At 57.9% G+C, this 21,664-nt stretch carries 21 protein-coding genes; 8 read left to right on the top strand and 13 right to left on the bottom strand.

The features are described from left to right. Positions 1-15 precede the first annotated feature (15 nt). Positions 16-2,091, bottom strand: a complete 2,076-nt coding sequence (gene recG / locus EDB94_RS00580) for an ATP-dependent DNA helicase RecG (protein ID WP_014575902.1) — start codon at positions 2,089-2,091, stop codon at positions 16-18. An 8-nt stretch (positions 2,092-2,099) separates the two neighbouring features. Then, positions 2,100-3,059 carry a hydrogen peroxide-inducible genes activator gene (locus EDB94_RS00575; RefSeq protein WP_008169585.1) on the bottom strand — a complete coding sequence of 320 codons (960 nt, stop codon included), beginning with the start codon at positions 3,057-3,059 and terminating at the stop codon, positions 2,100-2,102. Between the two features lie 76 nt (positions 3,060-3,135). Here EDB94_RS00575 and EDB94_RS00570 point away from each other — a divergent pair, with 76 nt between their 5' ends. Continuing rightward, positions 3,136-4,002: an NAD-dependent epimerase/dehydratase family protein gene (locus tag EDB94_RS00570; protein WP_014575901.1), complete on the top strand. Its 867-nt coding sequence runs from the start codon at positions 3,136-3,138 to the stop codon at positions 4,000-4,002. A gap of 61 nt (positions 4,003-4,063) precedes the next feature. Here EDB94_RS00570 and EDB94_RS00565 read toward each other — a convergent pair whose 3' ends face one another. The 4 genes from EDB94_RS00565 to gmk all read right to left on the bottom strand — a co-directional run bounded on the left by EDB94_RS00565 (position 4,064) and on the right by gmk (position 7,775). After that, entirely contained in the window at positions 4,064-4,450 is a 387-nt protein-coding gene (locus EDB94_RS00565) for a RidA family protein (RefSeq protein ID WP_008169589.1), read from the bottom strand. 78 nt (positions 4,451-4,528) lie between these two features. Beyond that, positions 4,529-6,670 carry a bifunctional (p)ppGpp synthetase/guanosine-3',5'-bis(diphosphate) 3'-pyrophosphohydrolase gene (locus EDB94_RS00560; RefSeq protein ID WP_014575900.1) on the bottom strand — a complete coding sequence of 714 codons (2,142 nt, stop codon included), beginning with the start codon at positions 6,668-6,670 and terminating at the stop codon, positions 4,529-4,531. A gap of 173 nt (positions 6,671-6,843) precedes the next feature. Beyond that, positions 6,844-7,056, bottom strand: coding sequence for a DNA-directed RNA polymerase subunit omega (rpoZ, locus tag EDB94_RS00555; protein ID WP_008169593.1), 213 nt, complete (start codon positions 7,054-7,056; stop codon positions 6,844-6,846). 86 nt (positions 7,057-7,142) lie between these two features. Continuing rightward, positions 7,143-7,775, bottom strand: coding sequence for a guanylate kinase (gmk, locus tag EDB94_RS00550; RefSeq protein WP_108019571.1), 633 nt, complete (start codon positions 7,773-7,775; stop codon positions 7,143-7,145). 148 nt (positions 7,776-7,923) lie between these two features. Here gmk and EDB94_RS00545 point away from each other — a divergent pair, with 148 nt between their 5' ends. Beyond that, positions 7,924-8,745, top strand: a complete 822-nt coding sequence (locus tag EDB94_RS00545; RefSeq protein ID WP_108019569.1) for an RluA family pseudouridine synthase — start codon at positions 7,924-7,926, stop codon at positions 8,743-8,745. A 21-nt stretch (positions 8,746-8,766) separates the two neighbouring features. Here the strand turns inward: EDB94_RS00545 and EDB94_RS00540 are convergent, their stop codons facing one another. Next, positions 8,767-9,633, bottom strand: a complete 867-nt coding sequence (locus tag EDB94_RS00540) for a YicC/YloC family endoribonuclease (protein ID WP_053114218.1) — start codon at positions 9,631-9,633, stop codon at positions 8,767-8,769. Positions 9,634-9,801: 168 nt separating this feature from the next. Between EDB94_RS00540 and rph the strand changes: the two genes are divergently transcribed. Beyond that, positions 9,802-10,518: a ribonuclease PH gene (gene rph, locus EDB94_RS00535; protein ID WP_064228396.1), complete on the top strand. Its 717-nt coding sequence runs from the start codon at positions 9,802-9,804 to the stop codon at positions 10,516-10,518. A 156-nt stretch (positions 10,519-10,674) separates the two neighbouring features. Here rph and EDB94_RS00530 read toward each other — a convergent pair whose 3' ends face one another. Beyond that, the gene (locus tag EDB94_RS00530; RefSeq protein WP_108019567.1) at positions 10,675-11,481 is read right to left on the bottom strand and encodes an exodeoxyribonuclease III; all 807 of its coding nucleotides are present in this window, start codon (positions 11,479-11,481) and stop codon (positions 10,675-10,677) included. 81 nt (positions 11,482-11,562) lie between these two features. Here EDB94_RS00530 and pyrE point away from each other — a divergent pair, with 81 nt between their 5' ends. Together pyrE and EDB94_RS00520 are read left to right on the top strand one after the other, a co-directional pair. Further along, entirely contained in the window at positions 11,563-12,201 is a 639-nt protein-coding gene (gene pyrE, locus EDB94_RS00525; RefSeq protein ID WP_008174208.1) for an orotate phosphoribosyltransferase, read from the top strand. A gap of 3 nt (positions 12,202-12,204) precedes the next feature. Next, positions 12,205-12,858, top strand: coding sequence for a DUF4124 domain-containing protein (locus EDB94_RS00520; RefSeq protein WP_108019565.1), 654 nt, complete (start codon positions 12,205-12,207; stop codon positions 12,856-12,858). 96 nt (positions 12,859-12,954) lie between these two features. Here the strand turns inward: EDB94_RS00520 and EDB94_RS00515 are convergent, their stop codons facing one another. Next, positions 12,955-13,377 (bottom strand): hypothetical protein, encoded by a 423-nt coding sequence (locus tag EDB94_RS00515; protein WP_108019563.1) that lies wholly within the window; start codon positions 13,375-13,377, stop codon positions 12,955-12,957. Between the two features lie 279 nt (positions 13,378-13,656). On the opposite strand from EDB94_RS00515, the gene EDB94_RS00510 reads away from it, so the two are divergent. Continuing rightward, complete coding sequence (locus EDB94_RS00510; protein WP_260312490.1) at positions 13,657-14,136, top strand: fibronectin type III domain-containing protein; 480 nt, start codon at positions 13,657-13,659, stop codon at positions 14,134-14,136. 7 nt (positions 14,137-14,143) lie between these two features. Here EDB94_RS00510 and EDB94_RS00505 read toward each other — a convergent pair whose 3' ends face one another. Further along, positions 14,144-14,482, bottom strand: coding sequence for a DUF2782 domain-containing protein (locus tag EDB94_RS00505; RefSeq protein ID WP_008174197.1), 339 nt, complete (start codon positions 14,480-14,482; stop codon positions 14,144-14,146). 87 nt (positions 14,483-14,569) lie between these two features. Between EDB94_RS00505 and polA the strand changes: the two genes are divergently transcribed. Together polA and EDB94_RS00495 are read left to right on the top strand one after the other, a co-directional pair. Beyond that, positions 14,570-17,302 (top strand): DNA polymerase I, encoded by a 2,733-nt coding sequence (gene polA / locus EDB94_RS00500; RefSeq protein WP_108019558.1) that lies wholly within the window; start codon positions 14,570-14,572, stop codon positions 17,300-17,302. A gap of 233 nt (positions 17,303-17,535) precedes the next feature. Then, on the top strand, positions 17,536-17,910 hold the full coding sequence (locus EDB94_RS00495; RefSeq protein ID WP_008174194.1) for a hypothetical protein: 375 nt from the start codon (positions 17,536-17,538) through the stop codon (positions 17,908-17,910). Between the two features lie 31 nt (positions 17,911-17,941). Here the strand turns inward: EDB94_RS00495 and EDB94_RS00490 are convergent, their stop codons facing one another. The 3 genes from EDB94_RS00490 to EDB94_RS00480 form a co-directional block, all read right to left on the bottom strand. Continuing rightward, positions 17,942-19,225 carry an OmpP1/FadL family transporter gene (locus EDB94_RS00490; RefSeq protein WP_260312491.1) on the bottom strand — a complete coding sequence of 428 codons (1,284 nt, stop codon included), beginning with the start codon at positions 19,223-19,225 and terminating at the stop codon, positions 17,942-17,944. A gap of 239 nt (positions 19,226-19,464) precedes the next feature. Beyond that, positions 19,465-20,586 carry a PilT/PilU family type 4a pilus ATPase gene (locus tag EDB94_RS00485; protein WP_014575888.1) on the bottom strand — a complete coding sequence of 374 codons (1,122 nt, stop codon included), beginning with the start codon at positions 20,584-20,586 and terminating at the stop codon, positions 19,465-19,467. 42 nt (positions 20,587-20,628) lie between these two features. Continuing rightward, positions 20,629-21,663 carry a type IV pilus twitching motility protein PilT gene (locus EDB94_RS00480; protein ID WP_008174189.1) on the bottom strand — a complete coding sequence of 345 codons (1,035 nt, stop codon included), beginning with the start codon at positions 21,661-21,663 and terminating at the stop codon, positions 20,629-20,631. Between the last annotated feature and the right edge of the window lies 1 nt (position 21,664).

Raw genomic sequence — 21,664 nt, 5'->3', positions numbered from 1 at the left:
GCTCATTGGACGCCTTCACACGTCGCCATAGCGCGCCCGGTCGCCGAGCCATCGGCGAACCAGAGCCCGGACAATTTCCGGGTGGACCATCAGGCCCGGTGCCATTTTCCGAACTGGTTCAATCCAGCCCTTGTCGCGTTCGAAGTCCGCCAGACGAAATTGCATCATACCGGTTTGCCGGGTACCCAATACTTCGCCCGGCCCCCGAATCTCCAGGTCTTTCTCGGCAATAAAGAAGCCATCCTGGCTGTCCCTGAGCGCCTGCAGGCGGGCCTTGCCATTGGCAGACAGGGGCGGGTGATACATCAACACACAAAAACTCGCCTGCTCCCCCCGGCCAACCCGACCGCGAAGCTGATGCAACTGGGCCAGGCCCAAGCGCTCAGGGTTCTCAATGATGATCAGCGAGGCATTAGGTACGTCAACGCCCACTTCAATGACCGTTGTGGCCACCAGCAGGTCCAGCTCGCCAACTTTGAACTGCTCCATCACCGCCGCCTTTTCCTGAGCCTTCAGCCGGCCATGCACCAGCCCCACTTTCAGGTCCGGCAATCGCTCGGCAAGCTCCTGGGCAGTCACCTCCGCAGCTTGACACTGCAGAGCCTCGGATTCCTCGATCAGCGTGCAAACCCAATAGGCCTGTCGACCTTCCCGGCAGGCGCCCCGAACCCGCTCAATCACGTCTTCCCTGCGGCTGTCGGGAATCACGATGGTTTCGATCGGCTTCCGTCCTGGAGGCAGCTCATCAATCACCGAGGTGTCCAGATCGGCATAGGCGCTCATGGCAAGCGTACGGGGAATGGGTGTTGCGGTCATGATCAACTGATGAGGTGCCAGTGAGCCACCGACACCCTTTTCCCGCAAGGCCAGCCTCTGGTGGACGCCGAAACGATGCTGTTCATCGACGATGACCAGGGCAAGACGATGGAACCTGACGTCGTCCTGAAACAGGGCATGGGTGCCGATCACCACGGCGGCATCCCCTGACTGGACCGCTTCCAGCGTTTCCGTCCGGGTCTTTCCTTTTACCTTCCCGGATAGCCACGCGAGACGGATGCCCAGAGGCTCCAGCCATGCCCGGAAATTCTGAAAATGCTGTTCGGCAAGGATTTCGGTGGGCGCCATCAGGGCTACTTGTGCACCGGCGCCAATAGCCTGCAACGCCGCCAATGCCGCGACGACGGTCTTGCCCGAGCCAACATCGCCCTGAACAAGCCGGAGCATCGGCAGTGGCTGGCTCAGGTCCTGACGGATGTCGGCCAGCACATGGCGCTGGGCACCGGTGAGTGCAAAGGGCAGGGAATCCAGGAAACGCTCGGGCAAATCCCCCGTGGGCAGGAGCGGGAGCGCTTCACGAGCCTGAATCTGTTCACGCACTTGGAGCAAGCTCAGCTGATGGGCCAGCAGTTCTTCCATCACCAGGCGCTGTTGCGCCGGATGGCGTCCTTCCATAAGCAGGTTGACCGGCGCGCTGGCTGGCGGGGAATGCACCAGCTGGACGGCTTCGGTGATTCCGGGCAGCTGATACTCGGCCAGCAGGTTCCCGGGCAACCAGTCACGGATCGGGAACCGGTCAAGATAGCCCAGAGCCTGCTGGCAGAGCGAGCGGACGCGAGGCTGCTGGATGCCCTCTGTCAGCGGGTAAACCGGGGTCAGGGTCGCATCACCTTCCGCTGGCATGGGCGGCGGATTGATCTGGTACTCCGGGTGGTAGAACTCATAACCTGCGCGCCCGGGCCGGACTTCGCCGAAGCAGCGAACCCTGGCGCCCTCGCTCAACTGGTTTTTCTGGGCCGCGTTGAAATGAAAAAAGCGCATCACCAGAAACCCGCTGTTATCCCGGAGAGTTACTTGCAAACTGCGTCTGCGACCCATGATCAGGTCCGCTTTCATAACCTCCCCTTCCACCACGGCCACATCACCGATGCGAAGACTTCCCATGGGTATTACCCGGGTTCTGTCTTCGTATCGGTGAGGCAGGTGAAACAGCAGGTCCTGCAGGGAGGTAATACCCAGCTTGGCGAGCTTTTCTGCCAGGGCGTTTCCTACGCCCTTGAGCTGGGTGACCGGTATGTCATCCAGTGACGTCATAGTCAGGCTCAGGCGCTTTCGGCCACAACCGGTGTGTCTGTTTTCGCCTTTTCGATTACCCGGCACTGGCTGGCAGCCAGGGAGAGCACATCAATAGCCTTGGGCCGCGGGAACGTAACCCGCCAGGCCAGAGCCACTGTGCGGAACGGCACCGGGGACGCAAACGGTCGAACGGCCAGAATGTCCTCGTGGTACTGCATGGCGGTGGCCGCCGAGAGTGGTAAAACTGTGATGCCCAGGCCGGAAGCGACCATATGGCGAATGGTTTCCAGGGAACTGCCTTCGGTCACCAGCGCCGGTGAACCGTTGTTTGCCCGGTGGGTTACGGCTTCTACCAGGGGTGGGCAGGATTCCAGAACCTGATCCCGGAAACAGTGGCCGGGCCCGAGCAATAGCAATTGCTCCTTGGCCAACTCGTCGGCAGTCAACTGCTCCTTGCTGGCCAGCGGATGTCCCGCGGGCAGCAACACAACGAACGGTTCGTCATAGAGCGGCAGGGTAACCACTTCCGGCTCCTCGAACGGCAGGGCAATAATAATGGCATCGAGCTCGGACTGCCGGAGTTTCTGCCTCAGGTTGGCGGTATAGTTCTCTTCGATATAGAGCGGCATTTCCGGGGCCGCCCGCCTCAATTCGGGGAGCAGGTGCGGGAACAGATAGGGACCGATGGTGTAGATCGCACCGACCTTCAGAGGCGAATTGAGCTGGTTCTTGCCATCCTGAGCCATGTCTTTGATCAGGCCGACCTGATCGAGCACCCGCTGGGCCTGCTCGATAATGCGCAGACCGGTTTCGGTCACGCGGATGCTGCTTTTGCTTCGCTCGAACAGAGGGATACCGAGCTCGTCTTCCAGCTTTTTCACAGCAACACTGAGCGTTGGCTGGCTGACATGGCAACGCTCTGCAGCCCGGCCAAAATGCCTTTCGCGGGCCAGCGTAACGACGTATCGTAACTCGGTGAGAGTCATGGTGAGCTCCGGTCAGATAGATGCGGGTCGAAGTTTCACGAATTTATGAGGTAAAGCATAAGGATTGAAATTGTCTATGGCAATCACTGAAAGTCGTAAGACGCCCCGAATTCTCGTTGCCGGTTGCGGCAAACTCGGTGGCGCCATTGCCAGCCGGCTGACAACCTCGGCCACCGTGTTTGGCCTGCGGCGAAATCCCGGGCTTGTTCCCGAGGGCGTTCACGGCATTGGCGCCGATCTGACCAGGCCTGAGACCCTGGCCCGCAAACTTCCAGCTGATCTCGATATCATCCTCTATTGCCTGACGCCCTCCAGCTACGACCAGCAGGGCTATCGCGATGCCTATGTGACTGGCCTGGAAAATTTGTTGGCGGCCGTCGGCAGTCAGTCTCTGAAGCACCTTTTCTTTGTGAGCAGCAGCAGTGTCTATTCACAGGATGACGACAGCTGGGTAGATGAATCCAGCCCCACAGAACCGGCCCGGTTCAGCGGCGAGCAGGTCCTGGCCGGTGAACAGACCGCATTGGAAAGCGGCCATCCGGCGACAATCATTCGATACAGCGGCATTTACGGGCCTTCACGGCGTCGTTTTCTCGAGGAGGTACAGGAGGGGCGCATGAATCCGGCGAAGCCAGCACCGTTCAGTAACCGGATTCACGAGGAGGATGCAGCGGAGGCGGCTGCCCACCTTGTGAAGCTGGCACTTTCGGGAGCGTCACTGGAGACCTGCTACCTTGCCAGCGATTGCGAGCCGGTAAGACTTGATGAGGTAGTAGATTGGGTGCGGCAGCAAACGCCCTGCGCCGATCCGCAGCCTGATGCCCGGAAAGGTGGCCGGGCCGGGAGCAAACGCTGCAGCAACAAGCGACTGCTGGGCACCGGCTTCCAGTTCCGCTACCCGGATTTCCGTGCCGGCTACCGCGCCATGATTGACCAGGGATGAGCCTTCGGCATTAAAAAAGGCGGCCAAGGCCGCCTTTTCTCAATTCAGGTGTTTTCAGGTCTTAGCTGAGCACCATCACCGCTTCCATTTCAATGGGCACTCCCTTGGGCAGCGCCGCGACACCTACCGCCGCTCGGGCCGGATACGGTTCCTGGAAATAGGTGGCCATGATCTCGTTGACCGTGGCGAAATTGGCCAGGTCTGTCATGTAGATGTTCAGTTTCACAATGTCCTTCAGCTCGCCACCGGCGGCCTCGCAAACGGCCTTGAGGTTATCGAATACCTGCCGGGTCTTGGCAGAGAAATCGCCGGCGACCACTTCCATGGTTTCCGGCACCAGCGGAATCTGGCCAGACAGGTACACGGTATCCCCTGCCTTTACCGCCTGGGAGTATGTGCCGATCGCCTGGGGCGCATTCTCGGTCTGAATTACGGATTTGTTGGTCATGACCCTTGGTTTCCTCTCTTCCAAAACGCCAATCCTCGCCCTTGCGTGGCGCGCCTGTCAACCGGGCTTTGGTCGGGGTCAGTGCCGCACACGGCTGATGTGGGTAATCGCACGAATGTTGCGGATCCGGCGCATCACCCGGGCCAGGTGCCGGCGACCATTAACGTGTACCACGAGACTGACAACGCCAAAGCGGGCGTTCTGCTCTTCCACGTTAATGCGCTCGATGTTGCCGTCCGCCATGGCAACCGCATTGGCCATCTCGGCAATCACACCGCGCTGGCGCTCCAGCTCTACCCGGAGCTCCACGGAAAATTCGTCGGTAATGTCCTTGGCCCATTTAAGATGCGTGAGGCGAGCCCGCCCCTCATCGTCCTCGGGCAACCGGGAGCAGGTATCGGAATGAATCACCATACCTTTGCCGGAATCCATCACCCCAACCACCGGGTCTCCCGGAATCGGCTTGCAACAGCTGGCGAACCGGACCAGAAGGCCTTCCGTGCCCCGAATGGTCACCGGGCTATGATTGCCACCCTCGATATCCCTGGGAGCCTCAATGGCTTCGGCAACCTCTGAGCCGCTCGCAAGCTGACGAGCCACCAGATAGGCCATCCGGTTGCCGAGCCCGATGTCACTGATCAGATCATCAAAACTGTTCACCTGATTGTGGTTCACCACGGCTTGCTTCTGGGCGTCGCTGATTTCGGACAGTTTCGCACCAAACCCCTTCAGGGATTTCTTCAGCAGGGTGCGACCGAGCTCCAGCGATTCCGCACGCTTCTGGCTCTTGAGCACGTGCCGGATACTGCTCCGGGCCTTGCCGGTCACCACGAAACTGAGCCAGGCCGGGTTGGGGCGGGCGCCGGGCGCAGTGATGATTTCCACGGTCTGGCCACTCTGCAGAGGCTGGCTGAGGGAACCCAGGTTGCGGTTGATTCGACAGGCTACGGTGGCGTTGCCGATGTCCGTGTGGATGGCATAGGCAAAGTCCACCGGCGTCGCCCCGCTTGGCAACTCCATGATGCGGCCTTTCGGGGTGAAAACGTATATCTCGTCCGGGAACAGGTCTACCTTTACATGCTCGATAAACTCCATAGAGTCATCGGCCCGTTCCCGCATTTCCATCAGCCCCTTCACCCAGCGGTCGACCCGGGCCTGGTTGGCGCTGGTCACGCTGCTGGGTTCATTCTTGTACATCCAGTGCGCCGCAATCCCGTTATTGGCGATATGCTCCATCTCCTCGGTGCGGATCTGGATCTCGATGTTCACGTGCATCCCGAACAGAGTGGTGTGGATGGACTGGTAGCCATTGGCCTTGGGCATGGCTATGTAATCCTTGAAGCGGCCCGGAAGGGGTTTGTAGAGGCTGTGTACGGCACCAAGGATCCGGTAGCAGTCGTCTTCGGTATCGGTGATGATCCGGAACGCGTAAACGTCCATGATTTCATGGAAGGATTTCTGCTTGAACTTCATCTTGTTGTAGATGCTGTTCAGGTGTTTTTCCCGGCCCAGAATCCGCCCCGGCAGGCCGCGCTCTTCAAGCTTCTCCTGCAATTTGCCACGAATATCCTCGATGATTTCGCGGTGGCTGCCCCTGAGCTTGTCCACCGCTTTTGAAATGTATTTCGAACGCATCGGATACAGCGAGGTAAACCCCAGATCCTCGAGCTCGGTGCAGATCGAATGCATACCCAGGCGGTTCGCTATGGGGGCGTAGATATCGAGGGTCTCGGTGGCAATGCGCTGGCGCTTCTCATAGGGCATGGGGCCCAGGGTGCGCATATTGTGAAGGCGGTCCGCCAGCTTCACCAGGATTACCCGAATATCTCTGGCCATGGCCAGAGTCATCTTCTGGAAGTTTTCAGCCTGGGCTTCCGCCCGGGACCGGAATTCGATCTGGGTAAGCTTGCTGACGCCATCCACCAGTTCCGCAACATCGTCACCGAACTGCTCCGCCAGCGCATCCTTGGGAATGCCGGTGTCTTCGATCACATCGTGAAGCATCGCCGCCATCAGGCTCTGATGGTCCAGACGGAGATCGGCGAGAATATGGGCGACAGCCAGGGGGTGAGTGATGTACCGGTCGCCGCTTTTACGCATCTGGCCCTCGTGGGCCTGCTCGGCATAATAATAGGCGCGTCGCACCTGATTGATGCGAGTGGTATCCAGATAGGAACTTAGCTCTCGAGCCAGCCCTTCAACCGTAGCCTCTGCCGACACCGCGCCTCCACGACTTCATGAAATTCAGGGACAAAAAAACCCGAATGCACGCATCCGGGTCCTTCCAGAGTCCTTCCAGCAACGTTCTATAGCTACACTATAAAACCGCGGGGACAGATTTCAATGCTTCTCGCTTGCGGACAGATACTTATATACCCGGGTCCGCAGCTGGATCACTCGTCGTCTTCTTCCTTGAGGAGATCACGAGTAATCTTGCCTTCGGCAATTTCGCGCAGAGCGATAACCGTGGGCTTATCATTTTCTTCAGCCACCATCGGCTCGGCACCCTTGGTGGCGAGCTGACGGGCACGCTTGGTTGCCAGCATTACCAGCTGGAAGCGGTTATCAACGTTTTCCAGACAATCTTCAACGGTAACTCGTGCCATAACTTCCCCGACTCATAAAATGACTGTTTCAGCAGACCGCACAGTTTACTGTGGCCGGTTCAATTTGTATACAGGAAAACCCCGTATCACGCCGGGCCGGACAATCCCGCCAGCAACGCTCGATGCCTTGGCTGCTGCACTTCCATGCGAAGGCGCTGGGCCCGGACAATCGCGAGCAGATCTCCGAGGGCGGCTTCGAAGTCGTCATTGACCACCAGAAAGTCGAACTCCACTGCGTGACGGCACTCTTCCTCAGCCTCGGCCAGGCGCCGCTCCACGACCTCCGGCGCATCGGTACCACGCCCGACCAGTCGCTCGCGCAGCACTTCCGGCGACGGTGGCACGATGAAAATACTGACACACTCGGGAATAAGCCGTCGCACCTGTGCAGCACCCTGCCAGTCGATCTCCAGGATCACATCCTGGCCTGTTGCCAGAGTTTCCCGAACCCATGCCTGGGAAGTGCCGTAGTAATTGCCGAAGACATCGGCGTGCTCCAGAAAGTCGCCCTCGCCAATCATCGCCTCGAACACGGTCCGGCTGACAAAGTGATAGTTCACCCCGTTCTGTTCGCCCTCCCGCATGGAGCGGGTCGTGTGCGAGACGGAAACACCGAGCTTCTCGTCATTGCGGAGCATTTCCGCCACAAGGCTGGTCTTGCCGGCACCGGATGGCGCGGAGATAACGTACAGAGTACCCTGCTCAACTGCCTGACTCATAACCCGAGAACTCCAAACCTGGACACGGCGGCCGCGTATTCCGGCCAGTAAAGCACGAAATTATACGGACTTTGGCAAAACACCGCACCCCACAAGGGCGTCAGCTGATACCATTTGCCTATCCACTGTTCAGCGACCGCAAGAACCCATGCGAACCACCATCGACATCACCGTGAAGCAGCCCGGCAAAGCCATCGACGCCCTGAGCGAGGCGGCCCCCGGGCTTTCGCGTCAGAAAATCAAGGACGCCATGACCAAAGGCGCCTGCTGGTGGACTCACAAAGGCAAACGCCTTCGGCTACGCCGTGCCACAAAGGAGCTGAAACCGGGTATCCGACTACAGCTTTACTACGACGAGAAGGTGCTTGAGAGGAAACCGGAAAAGCCGATTCTCCTGGAGAATGCGGGGCGCTACACCGTCTGGTTCAAACCTCATGGGCTACTGGCCCAGGGCTCCCAGTGGGGCGACCATTGCAGCTTGCTTCGCCTGGCCGAAATCCAGCTTGAGCAACCATGCCACCTGATCCACAGGCTCGACGCCGACGCTGCCGGGCTGATGCTGATCGCCCATGATTCGAAAGCGGCCGGCGCCCTTTCCCAGTGTTTTTCGGGGCGGACCATGACCAAACACTACAAGGCGCGAGTGGCCGGCCTTATGGACGCTCGGGAGCAGCTCGTTGATGCGCCCGTCGAGGGCAAGGCGGCCGTCAGCCGTATATCAACGCTCGAGCTGGACGAAACCGGGGAAACTTCGCTGTTGGAAGTCAGTATCGAAACCGGACGAAAACACCAGATTCGCCGGCATCTGGCGGGCCTCGGCCATCCGATCATCGGTGATCGCCTTTACGGGCGACCGGCCGGCGCACCCTTGCAGCTTCTCGCCTTTTTCCTGGAATTCGACTGCCCCCTGAACAAGCGCAAGATGACGTTCGAACTGCCGGCGGAACTGAGCGACCTCACACTGAATTGACCACCGGCGTAGAGCTCCGGCTTATTCCAGATTCTGCACCTGCTCTCGCATCTGCTCGATCAGAACCTTGAGATCCACTGCAGTACGGGTAACGCCGGCATCAATGCTCTTGCTGCTCAGGGTGTTGGCCTCTCGATTGAGCTCCTGCATGAGAAAATCCAGCCGCCGACCAATGGCATCTTCGCTTTTCAGAGTATCGGACACCTCACCGATATGGGCATCCAGCCGGTCCAGCTCCTCGGCCACATCGCTTTTCTGAGCCAGCATCACCATCTCTTGGGCAACCCGCTCGGCATCCAGTTCCACTTTGGCTTTTTCGAACCGATCTCGCAGCGCTTTCTCCTGCGCCTCGAGCAATTCCGGCATACGCCTACGGACGTCGGCAACGAGGTCACCCATGGTTTTCAGGCGATCTTCGAACAATGGCCGCAGGCGCTCCCCCTCCCGCTCGCGCACCGATGCAAGTTCGGCCACGGTTTGCTCGAACAGTCCGACGGCAGCCTCTTTTGCAGGGCTATAATCCTGTTCCGGCACTGACAGCACGCCCGGCCATCTGAGTATGTCCAGGGCATTGATGTGGGCCGGATTATCCAGAATCCGGTTGATGTGGTTGGCCGCCTCATTCACCGCCTGGGCCATGTCTTCGCTGATCTCGAAACTTTGCGAGCCTTTCTCTGCCGACTGCAAGCGCATGGAGACATCCACCTTGCCCCGCTTCAACTGCTTTCTCAGTTCCTCCCGGAACCGGTTCTCCAGCTCACGGAACGCTTCCGGCAGGCGGAAGGAGGGTTCGAGATACCGGTGATTCACAGTCCGGATTTCACAGGTCAACGTTCCCCAGTCTCCCTGGACGTCCTTGCGGGCAAATGCAGTCATACTTCGGATCATGTCAGCTCCGCTTCGATAAAGTTGTATCGATGAAGTTTAACAGGCTCTTAACAGCAACGGCGAACCGGACAAAAGGCCAACCCCAACGTGATATACTGACCGGCCTTTTCGACAAACGTTCGCCCGGGACTCGCTCCCGGACATTCAAAACTGACTTCAGGAAACACTATGCGTCCAAGCGGCAGAACGCCCGAACAACCCAGAGATGTTCGAATCACCCGCAACTACACCCGTCACGCCGAAGGCTCTGTGCTGGTGGAATTCGGGGACACAAAAGTCATCTGCACTGCCTCCGTCGAAAACAAGGTCCCTCCGTTTCTGAGGGGTGAAGGCAAGGGCTGGATCACCGCCGAATATGGCATGCTGCCCCGCTCTACCGGCAGCCGAATGGGCCGTGAAGCTGCCCGCGGCAAGCAGGGTGGCCGGACCGTCGAAATCCAGCGCCTGATTGGCCGCTCCCTGCGTGCAGCGGTGGATCTGACCGCTCTCGGTGAACACTCCATCACCATTGACTGCGATGTCATCCAGGCCGATGGCGGCACCCGCACCGCAGCCATCACCGGCGGCTGCGTGGCACTGGTTGATGCCCTGAACCACCTGGTTGCTGACAAGCGCCTCAAGAAATCTCCGCTCAAGCAGATGGTCGCCGCGCTTTCAGTCGGTGTTTACAAAGGCACCCCAGTGGTAGATCTGGACTACCCGGAAGACTCCGAAGCCGAAACCGACATGAACGTCATCATGACCGACCAGGGCGGCTTCATTGAAATCCAGGGAACAGCGGAAGGAGCTCCGTTCGACCAGTCAGAATTGGACAGCATGCTGACTCTGGCCAAACAGGGTATTGAGCAGTTGTTTGAGATTCAGAAGGCGGCGCTGGAAGGCTGAATTTGAGTCTGGCGCCCGCGTGTCCGGAGGGGGAAGCCTTTCCGGGACACGCTACAAACACATCCATGTGCGCTCGACTCCGGCCTTCCCTGGCCGGAGACGGTCCCGGAAAGGCTTCCCCCTCCAAACCCGCTACTATTCCGGTAAGATCTCGCCTCAGAAGCCGATTTCGATGTCGTAATCCATGATCACCGGGGCGTGATCAGAGAAGCGGGTTGAGTCGTCGATCCAGCCATCTTCGATGGTCTTGCGGATCCCCGGTGTCAGCAGCTGGTAATCCACCCGGATGCCGGCATTCTTGCGGGAGCCCTCGGCCTGCTCGGGCCACCAGGTGAACTGGCTGCTCTGCTTGTTGATCTCCCGGAAGCCGTCAACGCAGCCCATCTCATCGAACAGACGATCCAGCCAGGCACGCTCGTGGGGCAGGAAACCGGAGAAATCCAGTTTGTGGTACAGCGGGCTGGCGTCGGTTACGTGATGAGCAGTCTGCAGGTTGGCGCAGAAAATGAACTGACGGCGCTTACGAAGGGTCTTTTGCATGTGCAGACCGAAGGACTCCATGAATTCGTCCTTGTGGTCGAGAACCGTCAGGTCGTCCTCGCCAATCAGCTCGTCCTCACGACCCAGCGCACAGGGCGCCAGGACGCAGGCAACCGAGACCTTGTCAAAATCGGCCTGAATGAACCGGCCTTCCCGATCGGCCTGTTCGTTGGCAAATCCATACATGATGGCCTTCGGGAAATGACGGGTGTATATGCCGACACCGCCATCTTCATTCTTTTCGCCATCAATAAAGTAGGCCTCGTAACCTTCCGGAATCAGGTTATAGTCCTCAATCTCGTAGGCCCGCATGCGATGGTCCTGGACGCAGACCACGTCAGCGTCCTGCTCCGCCAGCCAGTCGAAAAAACCTTTTTCAACAGCCTGGGCGAGGCCATTGACGCTGATTGATACTACCCGCATACGTGTTCCCTGATTCGGTTTGTGTGTATGATACCGTTTTTACGAGCTAATTAAAGATCAACACCCGCCAGAAGCCTTGTCATGCACGACTATCAGCAAAAATTTATCGAATTTGCCATCCGCCGGAATGTACTACGCTTTGGTGAGTTCACGCTCAAGTCGGGCCGAACCAGCCCCTACTTCTTCAATGCTGGACTTTTCAATACCGGGGACGACCTGCTTCAGTTAAGCAAGGCCTATGCCGCCGCGATCGCGCGCAGCGGCCTGGATTATGACATTATTTTCGGCCCTGCCTATAAGGGCATTCCGTTGGCCACCGTCACAGCAATGGCGTTGGCTACAGACGGTAACAGCAAACCCTTTGCGTTTAATCGTAAGGAAAAGAAAGATCATGGTGAGGGCGGCAACATTGTTGGCGCACCGTTGCAGGGCAAAGTACTGATTGTCGATGATGTGATCACCGCCGGTACCGCGATCCGGGAATCCATCGATATCATCCGGGCCGCCGGGGCTGAACCTGCAGGCGTGCTGATTGCTCTGGATCGCCAGGAAAAAGGCAACGGCGAACTGTCTGCCATCCAGGAAGTGGAAAAGGAATTCGGCATTCCAGTGGTGAGCATTATTCGTCTCGAGCAGGTTTTGGACTATCTTAAAGCCAACCCGGAGTTTGCCGGGCATGCCGAAAAGGTAGCCAGTTATCGGGATCGTTACGGAGTCTGATTGATGGCCAATCGTCTGACCGCACTGTCTGTTAAAACAACGGCGCTGGCGCTTGCCCTGGGGGTTTCTGCCCAGGCGGCTGCCAATATGTACCGTTACACGGATGAGAACGGCCAGATCGTAATCAGCAGCACCATCCCCCAGGAAGCCACCAAGCGGGGCTATGACATCCTGAGCAACAATGGCCGCGTGATCGAAACCATTCCACCGGCACCAACCGAAGAAGAAATTGCTGCCCGGGAAGCGGAAAAGCAGCGCCAGAAGGAACTCGCAGAACAGCGCGAGCAAGACCGCGCGCTGCTGAAACGCTTCAGCCATCCGGATCAGGCCGTGAAAGCCATGCACCGGAAAATCCGCGAGCTCGAGGGTCTTATCCAGCTCAAGCGCGGCAATATATCGGTGATATCGAGCCAGCTGGATAACGAACAGAGTCGGGCCGCCAACATGGAGCGGGCCGGTCGCGAGATTCCCGAGGGCACGCTGGAGAAGATCCGGCGGCTGGAGGCCCAGATTCGCGACATTGAGCGGGAAATTGCCTCACAGACCCAGGAAATCGACGAACTACGAAAGGCTTTTGAGGACGACATCGAACGCCTGGAAGAAGTTACCGGCGAGGCACGAACTCTGCCACTGGATCACACCAAGGCCGACAACTGATTCTGCACTGAAATTTCCGAGACCAAAAAAAAGCCACCGGTGTTAGCCGGTGGCTTTTTCATTTCACTCACCTACCGATGAGGTGCTATCCACAATTCAGGCGGATGCAGTGCTCTTCTTGGCAGTGGAAGTGGTCTTGCGCGCAGTGGTCTTGCGTGCAGCCGTCTTCTTCGGCTCAACCGTTTTTTTCGCATCCTTCGCAGCGTCAGACACGTCTTCCGCGGCTTCTGCAACTGCATCAGCGCCTTCGGCTGCTTCTTTTTCCAGCCTGGCGACCAGGTCACCAGCAAAGCTGCCAAAACGGCTGTTCAGGTTGCGCAGCTGATCGAACAGGCTGTCGCTGTAGCCGTTGTAACGCTTGCGCAGGGTCTTCACGCTGTACTCGCGCGCTTCAGACTCGAGCTTCTCGGCGTAATCGAACGGCTTGGAAGCCAGCTTCTTCTGCTGCTCTTCAGCGGCGTTGATACCCTTGTCCACGATTTCCTGGAGCTGTTCCTGATAAGACTTGAGTTTACCCATGATAAATCCCCTTGGTTTCCTGAAAGTTCCAAGGCCCTGTCGAAACCAGTGCAACGAGGGCCTTACTTCAATCTCACAACTCAAGTTACGCTCTAAAATTAGAATGTTCATACTAAAAGCAGGAAGTGAACGAATAAGGGCTTTTACGGATTATTTACTTGATCCTGAAAACCCGGCTGGCATAATGCCGAGCTGTCAAAGAAGCCCGTCTCCCCGTTTTATTCAGGCTCCATACGTTTAATCAACAAAGGCCTTGATCAGGCCCGTATGCGAGTAACCATGACCACCAGCAAAACCCGACAACCGCATTTCTCCATATTTCTGTTTCCAGTGATTGCCGCCTCTTTCCTCCTTGCTGCCTGCCAGGAAGATTCCCGCGCCGTCAGCACCAGCTCTGACAGGGCCAGTGAAATCGCAGATTCGCGGCTGAACAAGGCGACCGATGGGCTCATGACCACACTTGGGCAGACTCGGGAAACCGGATATACAGCCACTGAGCCGAAGGAGTTGACATGGACAGCTCCACTGACCCGTGAGGACGGCTCGTCACTGGCACTTGGAGAGATTGCGGAATTCAGGGTCTACTATCGGTTCAGACACCAGGACAACTTCAAGGTTATCCGCATTGAGAGTCCTGCAACCACAAGACTCTCTCTGGCGGAGATGGCGCCAGGCGCTTACGAGTTCGCCATCACCACCGTGGATATTCAGGGGTTGGAGAGCCGGCGCTCAACGCCGGTCAACGTCGATCTGATCTGACTGAGGTTTACCAGCGGAAAATCACCCAGCTAGGCACCAACATGTCGGACTCGGTTTCCCGGATCCAGCCGCCGCCATCCGCCGGCACCAGGTAATACTCCGGTCCGACTTCCGGTACAACCTTGATTTCCATCAGCTGTCCGTTGACCCGGTATTCATAGAACACTTCCTGCTCACCCGGGCGAATAACAATCTCGGGGCCCTGGCTTGCAGGCTGGTAATCCGAGATCACCACTGGCTCGTCGGGAGTTGTCACCGGCGTCTCATCCAGAGCGCCTTCTTCCTGGGCCAGAGCAGCCAAAGGCAGACAGGCGAGCAACAAAGCCGGGCAGGCGATTCGTTTCATTTTCGTGATACCCTTTCGTCCATCGATTTCAGTACAGAGTTGCATAAGCCAACCCACGCTTCAATCAGATTCCGGACCTGTTTTGACATGACCAGCAAAAACACACCACCTGTGGTTCTTGTGGACGGATCGTCCTATCTTTTCCGTGCTTATCATGCACTTCCACCACTCACCACAAGCAAGGATCATCCGACCGGAGCCATTAAAGGCGTGATCAGCATGCTCCGCCGCCTGGAGCAGGATTTTCCCGGCTCCAAGATGGTGGTGGTGTTCGACGCCAAGGGCAAAACCTTCCGGCACGATCTCTATGAAGAGTACAAGGCCAACCGACCTCCCATGCCGGAGGATCTCGCCTGCCAGATCGAGCCTATTCACGAGATCGTAAAGGCCATGGGGCTGCCGCTGCTAACGGTGACAGGTGTTGAGGCCGACGACGTGATCGGCACCCTTGCCAACGAAGCAACCAGCAAAGGCATCGATGTGGTGGTCTCCACCGGCGACAAGGACATGGCGCAGCTGGTCAGCGATCACGTTACGTTGATTAACACCATGACCGAGACCCGGATGGACCGGGACGGCGTGGTGGAGAAATTCGGCGTTACTCCGGAGCAGATTGTCGATTACCTGGCCCTGGTGGGCGATAAGGTGGACAACATCCCCGGCGTCAACAAGTGCGGACCGAAAACCGCGGTCAAATGGCTTCAGAGCTACGACAACCTGGACAACGTCATCGAACACGCCGACGAGATCAAAGGCAAGATCGGTGAATACCTGCGGGACGCAACGGAGACCCTGCCCCTGAGCCGTGAACTGGCGACCATCCGCACCGACGTGGAACTGGATTTTGGCCTGGAAGACCTGAAACTCCGGGAGCAGGACGACCAGCAATTGCTTGAGCTGTTCAGGGAGTATGAATTCCGAAGCTGGATCGCCGAACTCGAAGAGGACGAAAGTTCCTCTTCCAGCAATGCCAGAGCCGGCGATGAAAACCCCAAACCGGAAACCGGCGAAAAGGACTACAGCATCATCACCGACCAGAAAGAACTGGATCAGTGGCTGGAGCGCCTTGGGGCGGCGGAGCTGTTTGCCTTCGACACAGAGACCACCAGCCTTCGCTACATGGACGCCGAAATCGTCGGTGTCTCCTTTGCCGTAAAGCCGGGCGAAGCCGCCTATGTCCCGCTGGGGCACGACTATATGGGCGCGCCCGAGCAGCTGGACCGTGATCAGGTGCTGGACCAGCTTAAACCACTGCTGGAGAACCCCGACCTGGCAAAGGTCGGCCAGAATCTGAAGTACGACAAAAACGTACTGGCCAACCACGGCATTACTCTGGAGGGCATTGCCGAAGACACCATGCTGGAATCCTACGTTCTGAACTCTGTGGCCACGCGGCACGATATGGACAGCCTCGCCATGTACTACCTCGGCGAGAAGACCACCAGCTTCGAGTCCATTGCGGGGAAAGGCGCGAAACAGCTCACTTTCAACCAGATTGACCTTGAAAAAGCGGCGCCCTACGCCGCCGAAGATGCGGACATTACCCTGCGCCTGCATCAGACCCTGCGACCGAAGCTGAAAGAGACCGGAAAACTGGCCGCTGTGTACGAAGATATCGATTTACCCCTGGTGCCGGTACTGTCGCGAATGGAGCAGCGTGGCACCCTCATCAGCGCGAGTACTCTGCGCCAGCACAGCCAGGAACTGGCGGAGCGCATGGCGGAGCTGGAAAAAGAGGCCCATGAAGTGGCCGGGGAAACCTTCAACCTGGGCTCCACCAAGCAGCTGCAGGCGATCTTCTACGACAAGATGGGGCTGCCGGTCATCAAGAAAACCCCAAAGGGCGCGCCGTCAACAGCGGAGCCGGTGCTTCAGGAACTGGCCCACGAACACGAACTGCCGCGTCTGATTCTTGAGCACCGAAGCCTGAGCAAGCTGAAGTCGACCTACACCGACACGCTGCCGGAGCTGATTCACCATCGTACCGGCCGGGTACACACGTCCTACCATCAAGCTGTCACTGCTACCGGTCGACTGTCCTCGTCGGAACCCAACCTGCAGAATATCCCCATCAGGAGCGAACAGGGACGCCGTATACGGCAGGCCTTTATTGCGCCCGAGGGATACAAGCTCGTCGCTGCCGACTACTCTCAGATCGAGCTTCGGATCATGGCCCATCTCTCGGGAGACAAAGGACTGCTCAAAGCGTTTGAGAAGGGCGAAGACATTCACAAGGCAACGGCATCGGAAGTATTCGGGGTCAGCCTTGACGATGTGTCCTCAGACCAGCGTCGGAGCGCCAAGGCCATCAACTTCGGCCTGATCTACGGCATGTCCGCCTTTGGCCTTTCCCGGCAACTGGACGTTGAGCGCAAACTCGCCCAGGAATACATCGATCGTTATTTCGAACGCTATCCCGGCGTTCTTAAATACATGGACAACATCCGCAAACAGGCCCATGACGACGGTTTTGTGGAGACACTCTTCGGCCGGCGCCTGTACCTGCCAGAGATAAACGCCCGCAACAAACAGCTGCAGCAGGCTGCGGAGCGAACCGCTATCAACGCCCCGATGCAGGGTACTGCCGCGGATATCATCAAGCGGGCGATGGTGGATGTAGAGAACTGGCTGCTCAAAGAGCACGCCGATGAAGCTCGCATGACCATGCAGGTGCACGATGAACTGATTCTTGAGGTCAAAGAATCGGCACTCGACAAGATCCGATCAGGACTTGAGAAGCGTATGTCGGCAGCGGCCGAGCTGGACGTTCCCCTGCTGGTGGAAGCCGGCGTCGGCGACAACTGGGATGAGGCACACTGACGCTCCCCAAAACAGGGCATGGACGCCCTTGCACGCACCGAAAACGCTCATACTTGCAAACACTGAACCTGCCCTCAGCTTTCGCGGCTTGCCGCCAGGCCGCGGAGGCGCCAAGGCCGGCCGATTCTATCGCCTTTACGGCACGATATTCGCTACGATTCCAGAGTCGGCGCCGCCCCATCAGACACTCCGGGCTGCGCCATGTTGTGACACCCATCTCCGAGGCTCATACCATGACTTCTCTGGCATCTGAACGTAGCTGGCTGCTGGACCCCAGCGTGCTGAAACTGGTTCACCAGTGCCGCCGCCTGATTCACACGGAATTCGGCGTCAAACTGCACCTCACGGAAGAGCATCTGGAACAACAACTGGCCGATTACGCGCGGAAAACCCGCTCCAGTCAGCTGACTCGTGTCTGGGAAACCCTCAAAGAACGGGTTCCGCAGCTCAATATTGAGCCCGAGGAAGAAGATGACGGCCTCAAGCGCAACTACAGAGGCCAGGTCATTGCCGATGCTCCGCCCGCATCAGCGGAACAGGACGAGGAGGGACAGATCGACCCGCCACGGAAGAAAAAAGTCATCTACCGTGGCCAGGTGGTTGGCTGACCGGCCTTCAGCCGGCCAGATTCTCCGGATTTTAGAAGGACTTGCTTACTTCGAACGCAGCGCTCCAGGCGCTCAGATCGTACTCAGCAGCGTAAAGGCTTGGATCCTCAACACCAGGCGCCAGTTGCGCGATCTCGCTCGGGTTTTCATGCTGGTAATTCCGATCGTTGACTCGTGGATCGTCCGTGAACAAGAGCGTTCCAACCGCTACGTCGACCGTCCAGCCACTTTGGGCGTCAGCCCATTGGGCACCGAGAGTCAGCCAGTGACGATCACTGGAGGGAATTCGGGCGGTAACATACTGATTCACGGGCGACTCATCCCAGGCATATCCGGCTTTAAACGCCCATTCAGGCGAAGCCTGCCAGATAGCACCAGCGTTGATCTGCCAGCTGTTTTTCCATTGTTCGGTAACATGAGAAATCACAGCGCCCTCTTGCGGCGCACCACTAATGGCACCACCAGCTTCGGTGCTGACGATATCAAGCTCCTCGAATCGGCTCCAACGAGCGTAAGTTGCTCCAGCCAGAAGAGTAACGTTATCGGTAAGGCTGTGACGAAGCCCCAGGGTCGCGCTCTCAGGAATCGCCAGAGGCACCTTGATACTCTCTGAGGCGGACAGCGTCGGCCCCATCGGGTTGGACGGATTGGTTATGCCAGAGATTTCAAGGTCACCCTCCAGCTCGAGTTCCGTACCCGTCTGAAGCGTGAGGCCAATCTGAGTAGCGCTGGTCAACTCATAAAGAAAGCCAACACGGAACGTCATGCCAACATCGTCACCCTCTGCATCCGCATAAGGCTCCTCAAGCGCAAGCGCCGCTGTCCCTACTTGAGCACTGATGTCCTGGTAGCGGCTCAAGCGTCCTTCCGCGTATAGGACATTCAAACCAACACCCATTGACAGGCCCTGGCCATTGTTAAGAGAAACCGAGGGCGTGAATGCGATCGCCGTGAGCTCTGTCTTGTCAGCGAAAAAACGCCCTGCAAAGTCGTTATCGTAATCCGCCGCCAAACCATAGGGCGCATGGATTCCAAAACCGACGTCTATCGACTCGTTGATTTCGTGACTTAGATAAAAATTCGGCAGCACCGCAGGGTCTGCAATATCCCCTCCGCTACTGGCCGGGTTTACAGGCACCGAGGGATTGTTTCTGGAGGTCCGGATACTACTTTCCTTGGCCTCCGCATCAATATCCAGAACCGCAGCACCAAACGAAATATTTGTGCCCGACAACTGGCTCATACCGGCGGGGTTAAAAAGAACCGTGGTCGCATTTTCGGGGTTGGCGGCGGCACCGGCGTTAGCGGTGCCCATCGCACTGGCGCTCTGCTCATTGAGGGAGAAGCCGCCTGCCAGGGTAGAGGCAGGTGCGGCGAGCGCCGCGAGGATGGTAAGACGTACAGCTCGTGCAAGCGTTGAGGAACGGTGGTGCATGGTATCTCCTTATTGAATCGCGCGGAGTATACGCACCACCCCTTACTGGCCTCAAATGCCATCCCTAACGGTTCGGGGCCCTAACTTTCTACGACCAACGTCTTATGCTCAGCCGGTACTCAGTCATCCTGAATGGAAAGCTTGTCGACGGAAGACGAGAGCTTGTCGGCTCCCTGGGCGTCGGCACCCAGTTTGATCATCAGGCGCAGGTCGTTGGCAGAGTCTGCGTGGGCGAGGGCATCCTCGTAGGTAATCGAACCCTCCGCATACAGGTGATAAAGCGCCTGATCAAAGGTCTGCATACCGGATTCGTTGGATTTGGACATCAGCTCTTTCAGCCGATGCACCTCGCCCTTCCGGATCAGGTCCGATACCAGCGGGGTATTGATCAGCACCTCGATAACCGCCTTACGGCCCTTGCCATCTGGCGTTGGCACCAGCTGCTGAGCCACGATCGCCTTGAGGTTCAGGGACAGGTCCATCCAGATCTGGTTGTGCTGTTCCGGCGGGAAGAACTGGATGATCCGGTCCAGCGCCTGGTTGGCGTTGTTGGCGTGCAGGGTCGCCAGACACAAGTGGCCGGTCTCGGCGAACTGCACGGAATATTCCATGGTCTGCCGGGTTCGCACCTCACCAATCAGGATAACGTCCGGCGCCTGACGCAGCGTGTTCTTCAGGGCCACTTCAAAGCTCTCGGTGTCGATACCCACCTCGCGCTGCGTGACGATACAACCCTGATGCTGGTGCACGAATTCGATCGGGTCTTCGATGGAAATGATGTGGCCACGGCTGTTGCGGTTACGATGCCCGAGCATGGCCGCCAGGGACGTAGACTTACCGGTACCGGTAGCGCCCACGAACATGATCAGGCCACGCTTGGTCATGGCCAGTTCCTTGATTACCTCCGGCAACGACAGATCATCGATTTGCGGGATCTTTACCTCGATCCGACGCAGCACCATCCCGCACAGGTTGCGCTGGAAAAAGGCAGAAACACGGAAACGGCCAATGCCACGGGCACTGATAGCGAAGTTACACTCATGGGTTTCCTCGAATTCAGCGCGCTGCTTGTCGTTCATGGCGCCGTAAACGAACTCCCTGGTCTGCTCCGGCGTCAACGCGTTCTTGGTGACCGGCAAAACTTTCCCGTTCACCTTCATGCTTGGCGGCACACCCGCTGTAATAAACAGGTCCGAACCGCCCTTCTCCACCATCAGCCGTAACAGTTTTTCGAATTCCATTTTTCTACCCAATTTTCATTGTTCGGCGCCGAACGCACCGTGTCAGAAGTTATCCGGCATCTTCGCCTTAGCCCGCGCAGCTTCGCGGGAAATCAGCCCTTTCTGCAGCAGCCGCTCAAGGCACTGATCCAGCGTCTGCATGCCCAGAGAGCCACCGGTCTGAATCGACGAGTACATCTGGGCAATCTTGTCTTCCCGAATCAGGTTCCGGATCGCAGACGTACCGATCATGATCTCGTGCGCGGCAATACGGCCGCCACCCATTTTCTTCATCAGGGTCTGGGAAATAACCGCCTGCAGGGATTCAGACAGCATCGACCGCACCATGGACTTTTCCTCCGCCGGGAAAACGTCGACCACACGGTCAATGGTTTTGGCCGCGGAGGTGGTGTGCAGGGTGCCGAATACAAGGTGGCCGGTCTCAGCCGCTGTCAGCGCCAGGCGGATGGTTTCCAGATCCCGGAGCTCACCAACGAGGATGATGTCGGGGTCTTCCCGCAGGGCTGACCGCAGTGCTTCGTTGAAGCCCAAAGTATCCCGGTGCACTTCCCGCTGGTTCACCAGGCATTTCTTTGAGTCGTGTACGAATTCGATGGGGTCTTCAATCGTGAGAACGTGTTCGTAGCGGGTGTCGTTGATGTAATCGATCATCGCCGCCAGCGTGGTGGACTTACCCGAACCCGTCGGGCCGGTCACCAGTACCAGACCACGAGGCACTGAAGACACGTCCTTGAACACCTGCCCCATACCCAGATCTTCCATGGTCAGTACTTTGGAAGGGATGGTCCGGAACACGGCGCCTGCGCCACGGTTCTGGTTAAAAGCGTTAACACGGAAACGGGCGACGCCCGGAACTTCGAAGGAGAAGTCGGTTTCCAGGAATTCCTCGTAGTCCTTACGCTGCTTGTCATTCATGATGTCGTAGATGAGCCCGTGGACTTCTTTGTGCTCCATGGGCGGCAGGTTGATGCGTCGTACATCACCATCAACACGAATCATCGGGGGCAAACCGGCAGAGAGGTGCAAGTCAGACGCACCCTGTTTCGCCGAAAAGGCAAGCAGTTCAGTAATATCCATA

The sequence above is a fragment of the Marinobacter sp. 3-2 genome, from assembly GCF_003751355.1.
Lineage (GTDB): Bacteria > Pseudomonadota > Gammaproteobacteria > Pseudomonadales > Oleiphilaceae > Marinobacter > Marinobacter adhaerens.
This window is presented reverse-complemented; position numbering and strand designations above follow the sequence as displayed.

What these genes read in the sequence shown, in the direction of transcription:
- polA (WP_108019558.1), top strand. Translation starts at nt 14,570, where the DNA reads ATGACCAGCAAAAACACACCACCTGTGGTTCTTGTGGACGGATCGTCC.
- rph (WP_064228396.1), top strand. Translation starts at nt 9,802, where the DNA reads ATGCGTCCAAGCGGCAGAACGCCCGAACAACCCAGAGATGTTCGAATC.
- EDB94_RS00485 (WP_014575888.1), bottom strand. Translation starts at nt 20,586, where the DNA reads ATGGAATTCGAAAAACTGTTACGGCTGATGGTGGAGAAGGGCGGTTCG.
- EDB94_RS00545 (WP_108019569.1), top strand. Translation starts at nt 7,924, where the DNA reads ATGCGAACCACCATCGACATCACCGTGAAGCAGCCCGGCAAAGCCATC.
- EDB94_RS00515 (WP_108019563.1), bottom strand. Translation starts at nt 13,377, where the DNA reads ATGGGTAAACTCAAGTCTTATCAGGAACAGCTCCAGGAAATCGTGGAC.
- EDB94_RS00540 (WP_053114218.1), bottom strand. Translation starts at nt 9,633, where the DNA reads ATGATCCGAAGTATGACTGCATTTGCCCGCAAGGACGTCCAGGGAGAC.
- EDB94_RS00510 (WP_260312490.1), top strand. Translation starts at nt 13,657, where the DNA reads ATGACCACCAGCAAAACCCGACAACCGCATTTCTCCATATTTCTGTTT.
- EDB94_RS00570 (WP_014575901.1), top strand. Translation starts at nt 3,136, where the DNA reads ATGGCAATCACTGAAAGTCGTAAGACGCCCCGAATTCTCGTTGCCGGT.
- EDB94_RS00520 (WP_108019565.1), top strand. Translation starts at nt 12,205, where the DNA reads ATGGCCAATCGTCTGACCGCACTGTCTGTTAAAACAACGGCGCTGGCG.
- gmk (WP_108019571.1), bottom strand. Translation starts at nt 7,775, where the DNA reads ATGAGTCAGGCAGTTGAGCAGGGTACTCTGTACGTTATCTCCGCGCCA.
- EDB94_RS00505 (WP_008174197.1), bottom strand. Translation starts at nt 14,482, where the DNA reads ATGAAACGAATCGCCTGCCCGGCTTTGTTGCTCGCCTGTCTGCCTTTG.
- EDB94_RS00495 (WP_008174194.1), top strand. Translation starts at nt 17,536, where the DNA reads ATGACTTCTCTGGCATCTGAACGTAGCTGGCTGCTGGACCCCAGCGTG.
- pyrE (WP_008174208.1), top strand. Translation starts at nt 11,563, where the DNA reads ATGCACGACTATCAGCAAAAATTTATCGAATTTGCCATCCGCCGGAAT.
- EDB94_RS00490 (WP_260312491.1), bottom strand. Translation starts at nt 19,225, where the DNA reads ATGGGCACCGCTAACGCCGGTGCCGCCGCCAACCCCGAAAATGCGACC.
- rpoZ (WP_008169593.1), bottom strand. Translation starts at nt 7,056, where the DNA reads ATGGCACGAGTTACCGTTGAAGATTGTCTGGAAAACGTTGATAACCGC.
- EDB94_RS00575 (WP_008169585.1), bottom strand. Translation starts at nt 3,059, where the DNA reads ATGACTCTCACCGAGTTACGATACGTCGTTACGCTGGCCCGCGAAAGG.
- EDB94_RS00530 (WP_108019567.1), bottom strand. Translation starts at nt 11,481, where the DNA reads ATGCGGGTAGTATCAATCAGCGTCAATGGCCTCGCCCAGGCTGTTGAA.
- EDB94_RS00565 (WP_008169589.1), bottom strand. Translation starts at nt 4,450, where the DNA reads ATGACCAACAAATCCGTAATTCAGACCGAGAATGCGCCCCAGGCGATC.
- recG (WP_014575902.1), bottom strand. Translation starts at nt 2,091, where the DNA reads ATGACGTCACTGGATGACATACCGGTCACCCAGCTCAAGGGCGTAGGA.
- EDB94_RS00480 (WP_008174189.1), bottom strand. Translation starts at nt 21,663, where the DNA reads ATGGATATTACTGAACTGCTTGCCTTTTCGGCGAAACAGGGTGCGTCT.